This window comes from Sphingobacterium sp. LZ11T8, assembly GCF_024261425.1.
GTDB lineage: Bacteria > Bacteroidota > Bacteroidia > Sphingobacteriales > Sphingobacteriaceae > Sphingobacterium.
In genome coordinates this window covers 42569-56094 of sequence record NZ_JANBZY010000004.1, presented here as the reverse complement: position 1 = coordinate 56094, position 13526 = coordinate 42569, and the positions used below count along the sequence as shown (strand labels likewise).

The 13526-nt window shown below is 42.4% G+C and carries 9 protein-coding genes; 3 read left to right on the top strand and 6 right to left on the bottom strand.

The window, feature by feature from the left end:
- Positions 1 to 26 precede the first annotated feature (26 nt).
- Positions 27 to 1442 carry a Gfo/Idh/MocA family oxidoreductase gene (locus NLF99_RS10670; protein ID WP_254528197.1) on the bottom strand — a complete coding sequence of 472 codons (1416 nt, stop codon included), beginning with the start codon at positions 1440 to 1442 and terminating at the stop codon, positions 27 to 29.
- A 121-nt stretch (positions 1443 to 1563) separates the two neighbouring features.
- Here NLF99_RS10670 and NLF99_RS10665 point away from each other — a divergent pair, with 121 nt between their 5' ends.
- Positions 1564 to 2961 carry a DUF1080 domain-containing protein gene (locus tag NLF99_RS10665; RefSeq protein WP_308214531.1) on the top strand — a complete coding sequence of 466 codons (1398 nt, stop codon included), beginning with the start codon at positions 1564 to 1566 and terminating at the stop codon, positions 2959 to 2961.
- Positions 2962 to 3025: 64 nt separating this feature from the next.
- Here the strand turns inward: NLF99_RS10665 and NLF99_RS10660 are convergent, their stop codons facing one another.
- The 5 genes from NLF99_RS10660 to alaS form a co-directional block, all read right to left on the bottom strand.
- Positions 3026 to 5179, bottom strand: coding sequence for a DUF4954 family protein (locus tag NLF99_RS10660; RefSeq protein ID WP_254528196.1), 2154 nt, complete (start codon positions 5177 to 5179; stop codon positions 3026 to 3028).
- A 4-nt stretch (positions 5180 to 5183) separates the two neighbouring features.
- Positions 5184 to 7025 carry a glutamine--fructose-6-phosphate transaminase (isomerizing) gene (glmS, locus tag NLF99_RS10655; protein ID WP_185218643.1) on the bottom strand — a complete coding sequence of 614 codons (1842 nt, stop codon included), beginning with the start codon at positions 7023 to 7025 and terminating at the stop codon, positions 5184 to 5186.
- Between the two features lie 129 nt (positions 7026 to 7154).
- The gene (locus NLF99_RS10650) at positions 7155 to 7847 is read right to left on the bottom strand and encodes a response regulator transcription factor (protein WP_185213517.1); all 693 of its coding nucleotides are present in this window, start codon (positions 7845 to 7847) and stop codon (positions 7155 to 7157) included.
- Between the two features lie 100 nt (positions 7848 to 7947).
- Entirely contained in the window at positions 7948 to 9054 is a 1107-nt protein-coding gene (locus NLF99_RS10645) for a TlpA disulfide reductase family protein (protein ID WP_237219572.1), read from the bottom strand.
- Between the two features lie 5 nt (positions 9055 to 9059).
- Positions 9060 to 11675, bottom strand: a complete 2616-nt coding sequence (gene alaS, locus NLF99_RS10640) for an alanine--tRNA ligase (RefSeq protein WP_254528195.1) — start codon at positions 11673 to 11675, stop codon at positions 9060 to 9062.
- Positions 11676 to 11809: 134 nt separating this feature from the next.
- Between alaS and NLF99_RS10635 the strand changes: the two genes are divergently transcribed.
- The gene (locus tag NLF99_RS10635) at positions 11810 to 12649 is read left to right on the top strand and encodes a universal stress protein (RefSeq protein ID WP_185218641.1); all 840 of its coding nucleotides are present in this window, start codon (positions 11810 to 11812) and stop codon (positions 12647 to 12649) included.
- A gap of 15 nt (positions 12650 to 12664) precedes the next feature.
- Positions 12665 to 13522, top strand: a complete 858-nt coding sequence (locus NLF99_RS10630) for a universal stress protein (protein WP_185213514.1) — start codon at positions 12665 to 12667, stop codon at positions 13520 to 13522.
- Positions 13523 to 13526 lie beyond the last annotated feature (4 nt).

Genomic DNA, 13526 nt, shown 5'->3' with positions numbered 1-13526 from the left:
TTTAATGTATTTGATTGATTATTATTTTAAACTTTATAGTATTGTTCGAACCCGGTCCTAGGCGGAGGTCCGATCAAGAGTGCATTTGCAAATTTATCATTTGTAATCTCTTTTTTGACAGGATCGAACTTAAATTTTCCGTTCAAGCGCTGCGCGATCACGCCAAGGCAGAAAACTTGGCTCAACGGCCCTGCGATTTCAAACGGTGAACGCGTCTTCTCCTCTCCTTTACAGGCCTTCAGGAAGTTTGCAAAGTGATTGGAAGGTGATGCCGGAACTTCTGGAAGTTTATTCGCGATATTCTTTGCCTTCTGTTCAGGAATGATAGATAGTGTACTGCCATGTGAACCGCCCTTAAAGGTTAGGTCTTTGCCATAAATGATCTTACCCGGGTTTAATTTAGCTGGCTCTAGGTTACCGGTGCTTGGCGGCGGAATATTCGGATCCAGTCCCGATACGCCATATCCTTCTGGAATTGGAGGCAGGTTATTGATACCATCATACCACATGATATCCAAGGCTGGCATGCCCTTGCGCTTAGGGAAGCTGAATTTCAAGGTGGATGACATCGGGAAGAAGAAGGAATTATGTCCTTCCAGCATCTCTGCCCCTACCTCGGTCGGTAAGCCCAATTTCAGGAATTCATGGGAAGTATCGAGGATATGTGCACCCCAATCGCCTAAAGCTCCCATTCCGAAATCGAACCAGCAACGCCATTGCCCATTGATAAAGTCTTTGTTGTAATTATGACCGATGGTCTGCATCTGCCAAAGATCCCAATCGATTGTGCTAGGAATGGGTTCTGCAGCTGGGAAATTCTTGATATTGACATCCCATCCATGCCATCTGCGCGGCATATTCATATGACCGACGATCTGGGTCACATCTTTGATGATCCCCGCCTCGGTCCATGCCTTATACTGGAAGTAATTGGCATCGGAATGGCCTTGGTTACCCATCTGGGTCGCCAATTTTGGGTTCTTCTTAGCTTTTTCCATCATCAGCTCTACCTCTAAAAAGGTGCGCGCCATAGGTTTCTCTACATAGACATGTTTCCCCAGGTCAAGCGCCATCATGGTAATCGGGAAATGGGAAAAATCTGGAACTCCGACCGTCACCGCATCGATCTGATTACCCATCTTATCGAACATCTGGCGGAAGTCCTGAAAACGTGGAACATCTGGAAATTGCTTGATGGCAGCTTCCGTATGCTTAGCCCCCATATCCACATCACATAGCGCAACAATATTACATAAACCCGTTTTATATAGATCCATCAGGATTTCTCCACCTCTATTCCCAATCCCAATCGCCGCTAGGTTGACCCTTTCATTTGGCTTGGCCATCAAGATATTTCCCAATGGACTGCTTGCCATCGTCAAGGCTCCACCCGCAATAATGGATTTCTTTAAAAAACTTCTTCTCGAAAAATAATGATTCATCTGTAATATGTTTAGGTTTACGAATGTTACATGTATGATTAGCTTAAAATTAAAAAAAATTCCTAATTTCAGTCACCTTATTGGACATTAATCCATAAACCTGTTACAATAAAGACATATTATGATGAGAAATACCTATTTGAAATCTGTTTTTAAAGGCACATTCGGACTTCTTCTATTGAGTTCATTGACTATTTCCTGCCAACAAGCAAATAAAAGTGCGGATGGATGGGAAAACCTGTTCAATGGCAAGGATCTGACTGGCTGGAAACCTTTGGCTGGAAAGGCAGATTATCATGTTGAAGATGATGCGATCGTTGGAGTAATGACGAAAGGTTTGCCAAATTCCTTTTTGGTAACGGATAAGGAATATGGCGATTTTATATTGGAGTTGGAGGTTAAACTGGAAGGCAGCACAACCAACTCAGGTGTGCAGACCCGGAGCCATTTTGATTCAACCGCCAATAATGGTACTGGAAAGGTCTATGGCCGCCAGATGGACATCGACCCTACCGACAGAGGTTGGACCGGAGGAATCTACGATGAAGGCCGGAGGGAATGGCTTTACCCATTGGACCTAAACCCGAATGCGAAAACGGCATTTAAGCCAAATGAATTCAACCACTACCGGATCGAGGCCATCGGCAATGAAACCAGAACTTGGGTGAACGGTGTGCCAGCAGCTTTTGTGGTAGATAGCTTGGATGATGCTGGATTTATAGCACTGCAGGTCCATGCGATCCCAGATTCATTGGATGGTAAGAAGGTTTATTTTAAGAATATCCGTATTCAGACCAAAGACCTGAAGCCCCAAGAATTCCCTAAGGATGTTTATGTGGTTAACACCCGTGCCAATGATCTTTCGGAAGCCGAAAAGGCAGCCGGATATAGCTTGCTCTTCAATGGCAAGGACAGCCAAGGCTGGCATAGCGCTCGTGGCGATAAGTTTCCAGAAAAAGGTTGGAAGATCGAAAACGGCTTGATTGAAGTAATGAAATCGGATGGTGCGGAATCGACCAACGGTGGCGACATCGTTACTGATAAACAGTACAAGGCTTTTGACCTTTCCTTTGATTTTAAACTGACTCCCGGAGCTAATTCGGGTGTGAAATACTTTGTGACCCTGGATGAAAAAACAGCTGGATCTGCTATCGGTCCAGAATATCAGATCTTGGATGATGAACTTCACCCCGATGCTAAATTAGGAAAAGATGGCAATCGTACCTTGGCTTCCTTGTATGACTTGATCACTTCGGATCGCAATCCAAGACCTAGAAAACCAATTGGGGAATGGAACCGCGGCAGAATCGTGGTTACGCCGGATAATCATGTCACCTATTACCTAAATGGCTTCAAGATGTTGGAATTTGTAAGAGGCTCAGAAGATTTCAGGAAACTGGTGGCTGGAAGTAAGTACAAGGACTGGGAAAAATTTGGCGAGGCGGAACAAGGCCATATCCTACTGCAAGACCATGGGGACGCCGTAGCATTCAGGAGCATCAAGATTAAAGAATTATAGAAAATAATATAGAAAAGGGAAAGGACCGAAATAAATTCGGTCCTTTCCCTTTTTATGCTTTATGCTAAAATTGTGCTTTAAATTCTTGGACTTTGTTTTGGAAACCCTCGAATTCGGCACTTTGCTGATTGATAAAACTATTGTCTTCCAATCGACCGACCACCTCATTCATCTCATCTTCATTTTCATAGACCATCAAGCGGAAAGGATTGTGGTAATCCTTGCTTCTGGAATTATAGATTTCATCACAGATCCATTTCTTGGTTTCCAAGGCCTCATCAAATAGCTTGTTCCAGAAATCAGCGTTCCATTCAGCTGTATCTGCTTCGGTAACCTCTTGTAAGGAAGCTAAACTATGCTTTAATTTATCTTGGATATAAGCATCACTCAAGTGATGGTAGTTTTTATGCATTTCATCCCAAGAGTTGATTTTCTTGTCTTTTAAGTCCTGTAGCAGCTGGTCCAATTTACTTACTGGAACCAATTGGCTACCGACGTTCTCAAATTCCTCTCTTTTCAATCCTGCGTTGACCAAGGCTTGGATAGTTTTGTTGAAATCCATCGGGTCAACATGCTCCAAAACCTGGCAGACCGCATAATAACGAGCTAATTTCTTGAATAATTGATAGGCTTCCTTTGGTTTCAGCAACACAACCTTGCGCTTAGAGAATTCCGCATTGTCTAGGAAGATTTCATCGACAGCCTTTTCATTATTGTTCAACCATGCTTCAGGATTATCGGTATTCAAGGATTTACTGACAGCTTGTTCAATTTCCTTGATTCCTGTAAATATCTCATTCACCGTATCTGGCGCCAAGATATCATATTCGAAATATTGGTTCTTGAAGGAACGTTTATCTCTACTGATGAATTTATTGGTGTTACGCATCAATGCATACATATTGTACATAAACCAATAGCCCGGAACGATGATCAAGCGGTCATGGGTAACATCATTGCTCACTAAAGAAAACGGGAATTTGATATCCAGTTCATGCAAGAAATCGCCTTTTACGATCAGGGTATAGGATGCAAACCTGGAATTGTGCTTTAAGCTCACACACAGCCCAGGCCAAAAGCCACGACCTGCGATAATCTCGCCATCCGCACCTCTTGAATTATGGTTGGACCCTACAGTTGCTCCCGCAGCCATATTGCTCTGACCTTTGATCAAGGCTGCACACAAGAATGAATTGTTATGGTGCTGCTCATGCGCAGGGAAAATAAGCGAATTAAGGACCTCACAGCAGGAAATGGTAGAATTATCTCCCAAGAAAGAGTTGATCAATCTGGCACCATATTTCAGCTGCGAATAGGATGATAGGATAAAACGAACTGCCTTCACCCCATAGAATACCCTACAGCCATAGCCAATGATCCCGTTGACCAGCTCACAACCCTCACCAATCTGAGTATAGGCCTCAGCGGTGGAATTGATCGTTACGTTTTTCAGTTTAGAGATACCCTTGATATAGGCATCTGAACCGATCTTAACGTTTTTGAAGGTATGGGAATTCTTGATTACGGTACGATCACCGATTTCACTATAGTAGCCTCTGATATCATTGAATTTTTCATTGGTGATATCAAAAAAGCGTTGCTGTAATTCTTTATCTTGTCTGTTGCGTGTCCATAGATAGACATCGGCAGCTTGCATGCCATCAAATGGAAGAACCGAACGGCCACCATTCTCATTGCAAAGCTCCAAAAAGATCCTGCTCTTGTCCGGGTCACCGACCTTTAAGATTCCATTCCCGAATTTTGCATTCGAGCTGGTCTCCATTTCATTTACATTGAGCAAGATAACCTCGTTCCCAACGATGAAATGGGCAATATAACGGACCTGATGCAGGGCCACGCAGTCCCCTAGATCACATGAAATGATCTGGGAATTATAGATCCCGACCGGCAAGCGGATATCGCGATATTCAAGGTAGACCTCTTCCATATCGCCGATCCTGACCAAACCAAAGAACTTGGATCTTTTGATCTGTTTCGGAAGAAATTTATCCGTAACGAGCACATCATTCCAATCGGTAGATTCATTATGATTGAGCTCGAGGATGCGGATCTCTTCCTCGGTCAGATTTCTATATTGCTTGTTGGATTTGTTTTGTTCAAAACGAAGGTAGTACTCGTCTTTTCCCTTTGGTAGATAATCGGCGGGTATGAAATCATACCCAATCCGATTTAATGGTATCTTTATTATGTATCCCATGATATTATTCCACAGTTACTGATTTAGCTAAGTTCCTTGGTTTATCAACATCTAAACCACGGTACACTCCGATATAGTACGACAATAGTTGCAATGGAACCACCGTCAATAAAGGAGCAATAACTTCATCAGCCTCTGGAACAACCATGACATCATTTGAAATGGTCGGAGTAACTTCATCTCCTTCCGTCATTACGGAGATCACCATCCCTTTTCTAGCTTTAATTTCTTGGATATTACTTACGATCTTCTCATGGTAAGCATCCTTACTTGCAATGAAAACTACTGGTAATTCCTCATCAACCAAGGCAATTGGACCATGTTTCATCTCCGCAGCTGGATAACCTTCAGCGTGGATATAGGAAATCTCCTTCAACTTTAATGCACCTTCTAGAGCCGTTGGGAAATTATATCCACGTCCTAAATAAAGTACATCGCGAGCATCTTTGTATTTGTATGCGATAGCTTTGATATTGTCAACCTCATTTTCCAATACCCATTGAACTTTCTCTGGAACATCGTGCAATTCTTGACAAAGCTCATCAAAACGCTCGTCCGAGATAGTTCCCCTTGCTTTTGCCAATTTCAATGCAAACAACATCAACACGGCAAGCTGTGCAGTATAGGCCTTTGTACTGGCGACACCGATCTCTGGACCTGCATGGGTATAACAACCAGCATGGGAAATGCGAGCAATGGAAGAACCTACTACGTTAACAATACCGAAGATGGTTGCTCCTTGTTCTTTAGCACGTTCTAGGGCTACCAAGGTATCAGCCGTTTCACCACTTTGCGAGATTGCGATGATTACATCATCTGAATTGATCACCGGGTTACGGTATCTAAATTCCGAAGCGTATTCCACCTCCACGTTCACACGACATAATTCCTCGATTACATACTCTGCAACCAGACCGGCATGCCAGCTGGTACCACAGGCCACAATAATAATCCTGCGGGCATTCGCCAACTTATCTTGGATGGCATCTACTCCACTCAGGATAATCCTATGTTCGTTCAAGATCAATCGACCTCTTAATGAATCAGCAATGGTAGTAGGTTGTTCAAAGATCTCTTTCAACATGAAGTGATCATAACCACCTTTTTCAATAGCCGCCAATTCAAGATCCAGCTTCTGAACAAATGGAGTGATGATTTCATTACCAAGATTTTTCAAGATCAGTTCATCAGGCTTTACGATGGCCAACTCATAATCATTGATATAGACCACCTCTTTGGTATAAGCCAACATAGGTGATGCATCAGAACCCAAGAAATGTTCATTCTTCCCTATACCGATTACCAATGGGCTTCCCTTACGGGCAGCAATGATGGTATCAGGTTGGTCAGCAGCGATCAACAAAATCACATAAGCCCCGGTCACCCTTTTTAGGGCAATGCGGATTGCCTCCTCAAGACCACATTCATTCTTTTCTTGTATGTCTTCAATGAAGTTAAGTAGGACCTCGGAATCCGTATCGGATTTAAATTCGTATCCTTCTTTAGTAAGTTCGTTTTTTAGTTGGGCATAGTTCTCGATGATTCCGTTATGGATCATGGCAAGTTTTCCAGATTTGGAAACATGGGGGTGAGCATTTCGGTCTGAGGGTTCGCCGTGGGTAGCCCAACGGGTATGACCAATTCCTGTAGTGCCAGCTGTGGATTGGTCTCCAACAAATTCTTCTAACGCTGCAACTTTACCTGCTTTCTTGTAAACCTTTAAGGAATCTCCTTGTTGAAGTGCTATACCAGCACTATCGTATCCTCTGTATTCTAATTTCTTTAAGCCGTCTATCACAATGGGATAAGCTTGGCGCGTTCCAGTATAACCGACAATTCCACACATATGTTTTTCTCGTTTTAATTTAAGTTTTAAAATATTGAGTAAATATATAAAATTTATTAGTGCAAACGATTGCGTGCTCTTAAAAACAAAAACCGAACCAATCTGGTCCGGTTTGTAATTAAAATTTCTTTATTCTAGTTCAAACTTGTAGCCAACCCCCTTGACTGTAGTGACATAGCTGTCTCCAATCTTTTCTCGGAGTTTTCGGATATGCACGTCGATCGTCCTATTGGTCACGACTACGGAATCCTCCCAGATCGCTTTCAGGATCTGCTCCCTTGTGAATACTTTGTTGGGTTTTGAAGCTAACAGGTATAGCAGTTCAAATTCTTTTTTCGCCAGTACAAATTTCTCATCCCCACGGAATACCAAGAAAGAATCCCTATCAATTACGAGGTCAGAGATCTCAAGTTTATCAGTTACCTGATCATCAATAACCTCTGTAGTATTTCTTCTTAAGATTGCATTGATACGGCTCATTAAAGCCCTTGGCTTAATTGGCTTGGCAATATAATCGTCAGCTCCTACATGGAAACCTGCGATTTCGGAATACTCCTCACTCCTAGCTGTCAAGAATACCATGAAGATCTGTTTGAACTCAGGCATCGAACGCATCAAACGACAGGCTTCAATACCATCCATCTCCGGCATCATGACATCAAGGATAATAAGGTCTGGAAAAACCTCTTTGGCAACTTTAATAGCTTCTTTCCCATTAGAAGCGGTATATACTTGGTAACCTTCCTTAGTTAAATTGTATGAAATGAGTTCAACAATGTCGGACTCATCATCAACCACAAGAATCTTTTGATTATTGGCCATATAAGCTGTTTTTTTGCTAAGGTATATACTTAATTATAAAATAAAGTTACCCAAAAGTTATGAAATTGTTAAGCCTTAAAATAGACTTAACAATTGATTCTTATTTTTTTAAGGTTTTCGTTAAAAAATCTTCTAATTGCTTTCCCCTCAAATTCTTAGCAATGATAACGCCCTGCTCATCTAAGAGGTAAGATGCTGGGATACCTTTGATGGAATAATCAATAATCAATGGAGAGCTCCATGCCTGAAGGTCTGAGATATTCGTCCATTCTAACTTATCGTCCTGTATAGCACGCATCCAAGAGCCTGGATTGTTATCCAAGGACACGCCTAAAACAGTAAAATTATGGTCTTTGAAGTTATTGTATTGTTTGACGATGTTAGGGTTCTCCTCACGGCAAGGCATGCACCATGACGCCCAGAAGTCTACCAAAACATATTTGCCTTTATAGTCTGAAAGCTTTACGGTTTTATTATCCGGTGTATAAGCCAAGATTTCGGGAGCGGCTTGACCTACAGCCAGCTTCCTAAGTTTATCAACCTCAGTCTTGAACTCATTCACATAACGATTGTTTGGGAACTCTGCTTTGATTTGATCGGCATAGGCAATCAATTCTGGTTCGGCCATTTCGGGATCCAATGTGCTCATTACATAAAAACCGGCCAAGTCATTGTTCTTTTGGGCAAATGAAACCGCCTCAGCGATGTAGTTCTTAAAGAAAGGTTCGAACTTCATCAACATCTCAGAACGTAGATTTTGGATACCATTGGCATCTAAATCATTGGTAGCACTTGAAAAAGCCTGTTGCAAGGAGTCCCGAACGAAATCAATCCTAGACTTCTGTACGGCAAAGTCTTTCAACTTCTGAGAAAGCTCCGAACCCTTCACTTCGTACTGGTCAGGATTCTGCAAATTGACATTGAATTCCACTGCCTTACCAGGTTCCAGGATAATTGGATACCTATTATTGCCCACGGCCAAGGTCAATAACCTCTCTTGAGTAGCCGGTCTTTCAAACTTGAAACGGTTGCCATCCGCAATAAATGTTGAATCTAATTTCTGTTCACCTTCATAGAAGCTGACCACTTTCACATTCCCTGGATTCTCGATCACACCGCCAACCTGAATGGTATCAGAATTTGAACATGAAGACAAACCAGCGGATAACATCCCCACCAATCCAATATAAACTGCAAACTTTTTCATTTTTCTTATTTAATAAACTCTCTTGATTTTGAAATCGCTCTCTCCAATCCAGAAGCATCCTTACCCCCTGCTGTCGCAAAGAAAGGCTGGCCACCGCCACCACCTTGGATTTCCTTAGCCAAATCGCGAACGATGTTACCTGCATGCAATCCCTTTTCTTTTGCCAAGTCATCAGAGATCATCACCGTGATGCTTGGTTTTCCATCAATCACTGCACCCAATACGGCATAAAGGTTATTGATTGCTCCCTTCAGGGTATAAGCCAAAGTCTTCACCGCATCCACACTTGGAAGGTCTACGATGGTTGCGACATAGTTGATATCGCCAACTTTTTCCAATTTCTTCTCGATATCATTTTTCAGTCCTTGGGACTTTTCTTTCACGTAGTTCTCAATCTCCTTTTTCAAGGCATTGTTCTCATCCAATGTTTTTGAAAGAGCAGAAACAAAGTCCTTAGGGTTGTTCAATAGCTCCTTAAGGTTATCAAGCAATTCAAAGTGCTCACGGATCACTTGCTCCGAACGGGTACCGGTAATGGCTTCAATCCTTCTCACTCCTGCCGCAACCGCAGATTCCGAAAGGATCTTGAAGAAACCGATCTGTCCAGTTGCCGCAACGTGCGTACCACCACACAGCTCCTTAGAATAGGAATCATCAAAGGTGATCACACGCACATGATCTCCATACTTCTCTCCGAATAGGGCTGTAACACCCGAATCGATCGCTTTTTGAAAAGGAACATTACGCTCTTCCTTCAAAGGTACATCTTGGCGGATCTTCGCATTCACGATGTCCTCAATCTGTTTGATCTCCTCGTAGGTCAACTTCGCGAAGTGCGAGAAGTCAAAACGTAGCACATCTGGAGAAACCAACGAACCTTTTTGGTTCACATGTTCACCCAATACCTGTTTCAAAGCAGCATGCAACAAGTGCGTAGCAGAGTGATTAGCTTCAGTATCCTTTCTTTTCTTCACATCCACAACCGCTTCAAACTCTCCGCTCAGGACAGCTGGAAGTTGGTTGACGAAGTGTATGAAAAGTCCATTCTCTTTCTTCGTATCCAGGATGCTAACCTTTTCATTGTTATCCAAAGAACGTAAATAGCCTTTATCACCGACCTGACCACCACCTTCTGCATAGAATGGCGTTTCAGAAAGCACCAATTGAAATTGATCTTTACCCTTGCTAGAAACCTTTCTATATTTCAGGATCTCTGTGGTTGCCGTTAAGTTATCATAACCCACAAATTCACTCTCCGCTTCATCATTTACAAGGACCCAATCTCCAGTATCCACAGCCGTTGCAGCTCTAGATCTTTCCTTTTGGGCCAATAATGCCTGTTGAAACCCGTGCATATCCACGGTCATGCCCTTTTCCCTAGCCAATAGTTCGGTCAGGTCAATTGGGAAGCCGAAGGTATCGAACAGTTCGAATGCGAATTCCCCGTCTATGGCCTCATGGTCTGCTGAATAGGTTTCAAAGCGTTGGATCCCTTGGGTCAGGGTCCTCAAGAAGGAAACCTCTTCCTCCAAGATCACCTTTTCTACAAAATCCTGCTGTTGGTACAGTTCATCGAACACTCCTTTGAACTGCTCCGCCAATACAGGAACAAGCTCATGGATAAAAGGAGTCTTGAAATGCAAGAAAGTATAGGCATAACGTACAGCACGTCTCAAAATCCTGCGGATCACATAACCCGCTTTATTATTTGACGGCAACTGCCCATCAGCGATGGCAAAACTTACAGCCCTGATATGATCAGACAGCACGCGCATGGCGATATCCGTCTTCTCATCGGCTCCGTAAGCAATACCCGATTTATTTGCGATAAATTGAATCAATGGCTGGAATACATCCGTATCATAGTTGGATGATTTACCTTGGATGGCACGCACCAAACGTTCAAAGCCCATCCCTGTATCGACATGTTTTGCCGGCAGGGAAACCAAGCTTCCATCTTTTAACCTGTTGAACTGCATAAATACCAGGTTCCAGATCTCGATAACCTGTGGATCATCCATGTTGACCAAGTCCTGACCCTTCACCTGAGCACGCTCTTCATCCGAACGCATATCGTAATGGATTTCAGAACAAGGACCACAAGGACCTGTATCACCCATTTCCCAGAAATTATCCTTCTTGTTACCCAATAGGATACGATCTTCCGGAATCAATGCCTTCCAAAGGTTAAAGGCTTCTTCATCCTGTTGCAAGCCTTCAGTAACATCACCCTCAAAAATCGTCACGTAAAGACGATCCTTGTCTAATTTCAACACCTCAGTCAATAGCTCCCAAGCCCATTCGATTGCTTCTTTCTTAAAGTAATCACCAAAAGACCAGTTACCAAGCATCTCAAAAAGGGTATGGTGATAGGTATCAATCCCTACCTCTTCAAGGTCATTATGTTTTCCGGAAACACGTAGACAACGCTGTGTATCGGCCACTCTTGGGAATTTGGCGACAGCTTCTCCTAAAAACAATTCTTTGAATTGGTTCATCCCCGCATTGGTAAACATCAGTGTAGGGTCGTTCTTCACTACAACTGGTGCCGAAGGAACAATTTGATGTCCTTTACTCTTGAAAAAATCTAAAAAGGCTTGACGTATATCTCTACTAGTCATTTAATTCGTGTCTAATTTTAGCTGCAAACTTACTCAAATTTGACGAGTAAACTCGCCATTCAAGCCAATTTTTATTAATATGACGCATATTTTTCCTAAATTTATCTCTGTAAAAACACACAACAAAATAATTCATGAAGATGACAATTATTGTCCCTACTGATTTTTCTGAAAATGCTGGCTTTGCGGCAGATTATGCCTGCCAACTTGCACAGGAAAAAGAACACAACATCCACCTATTACATTGCTACACGTCTAGCTCAGTAGGAGAAAATGCTTCTGAAGAAACCAATGGCACAGGTCTTTTGGCGGATGAGAAGATACAAGAATTGCAGACAAAGCTGCTCAGGAAATATCCTTCATTGCATATTAGCATTGAATGCTCCAGAGGTTTGATCATAGACAAACTGACTGAGCTTTCTCAATCTGGAAAATATGCCATGATCGTGATGGGTGCATCAGGCGAAAGCCAGTTGAAATCCATTTACTACGGAAGTACAACTGTGGCTGTGGCTTCAAAATCAGAGGTCCCCGTGGTTGTTATCCCGAACCAAGCATTCCAATTCGGAATAAATCATGTTTCCTTATTGACTAACTTTAAAGCTGCTGAATTGGATACTCTAAAGGAATTCCAGGATATTATCGGGGTACCTCAAGACTTGACCTTGATCCATGTGTTCAAGGAAAGCCAAAAACCCGAAAACATCAAGGACGACCTAGACTCCTGGGCCTTCAATATCCGCGAGATGGGTTCCATTCAACAGGTAAATACCATTGCTGAACCTATCAATAAAGATGATATCGAATTGGATTCAGTACCTGAGGTAGTCAGCAAAGTTATTGCCGAGGTAAATCCACAGATAATATTGATCACACCTAGTAGAAAAACATTCTTTGAAAGGTTATTTAAAAGTTCTGTTTCTAAAGCCTTAGCTTTGGAACTTGATAAACCAGCTTTTTTCGACAAAATATAAATAAAACTATACAGCATGAGCAAACTACTTATACCTATTGACTTCTCAGAGAATTCTGACAATGCCATCCATTACGCTTGTCAAGTCGCTCAACAAGGTGGACAAGAAATTGATCTGATCCACGTGTTCTCTTCACATTCTAACACCTATGCCAATGTGAAAGGAGAAACTCCATTGAACGACCCTAGGGTTCCTGAGGCTGAACAAAACATGGTAGATACCCTTGCCAAGTATCAGCAAGAATTCCCTAATGTGAAGCTGAATAGCATATTTAAGGATGGAAATCTTTACGATGAAATCAAAGCCGTAACTAACGCTACTGCCTATGATGCCGTTGTCATGGGAACTCAAGGTGCTTCTGGGTTAGATGCTGTATTTATCGGCAGCAACACCTATGATACCATATTAAACACCACTACACCGGTATTGGCGGTTCCAGAAACCTCTACCGTCTTTAAAAAGGACAGTATAGCCTTGCTTTGTAATTTCAAGGAAGCTGAACTTACTGCTTTACAACAGGCAGCTCCTTTGTTCAAGGCTGATTACAGACTGATATTGATCCACGTGAACACCAACGACAGGCCTATTAAAGATATTGATGCTGATTTTAAGGTTTGGATCGACAGAATCGAAACCGAACTAGGCATTTCTGACATCTCCTATATCATCAAACCGCAGACCTTGTTCATGCGCCAGAAGGAAACTGTTGCACAGGCAATCACTTCCGTCCTATTGGATGAACAGGCAGACATCCTGATCTTGACAAAAAGCAAGAAAAGTGTGTTCAGGCAATTGACGGAGTCCAATGTCATCAAGAAAATGGCTTTTAACATCCAGATCCCAACGTTCTTTGCAAGGGTTTTGAAGGCATAATTAT

Excerpts from the sequence above, each read along its gene's own strand:
- NLF99_RS10670 (WP_254528197.1), bottom strand. The coding sequence starts at position 1,442 with ATGAATCATTATTTTTCGAGAAGAAGTTTTTTAAAGAAATCCATTATT.
- NLF99_RS10665 (WP_308214531.1), top strand. The coding sequence starts at position 1,564 with ATGATGAGAAATACCTATTTGAAATCTGTTTTTAAAGGCACATTCGGA.
- NLF99_RS10660 (WP_254528196.1), bottom strand. The coding sequence starts at position 5,179 with ATGGGATACATAATAAAGATACCATTAAATCGGATTGGGTATGATTTC.
- glmS (WP_185218643.1), bottom strand. The coding sequence starts at position 7,025 with ATGTGTGGAATTGTCGGTTATACTGGAACGCGCCAAGCTTATCCCATT.
- NLF99_RS10650 (WP_185213517.1), bottom strand. The coding sequence starts at position 7,847 with ATGGCCAATAATCAAAAGATTCTTGTGGTTGATGATGAGTCCGACATT.
- NLF99_RS10645 (WP_237219572.1), bottom strand. The coding sequence starts at position 9,054 with ATGAAAAAGTTTGCAGTTTATATTGGATTGGTGGGGATGTTATCCGCT.
- alaS (WP_254528195.1), bottom strand. The coding sequence starts at position 11,675 with ATGACTAGTAGAGATATACGTCAAGCCTTTTTAGATTTTTTCAAGAGT.
- NLF99_RS10635 (WP_185218641.1), top strand. The coding sequence starts at position 11,810 with ATGAAGATGACAATTATTGTCCCTACTGATTTTTCTGAAAATGCTGGC.
- NLF99_RS10630 (WP_185213514.1), top strand. The coding sequence starts at position 12,665 with ATGAGCAAACTACTTATACCTATTGACTTCTCAGAGAATTCTGACAAT.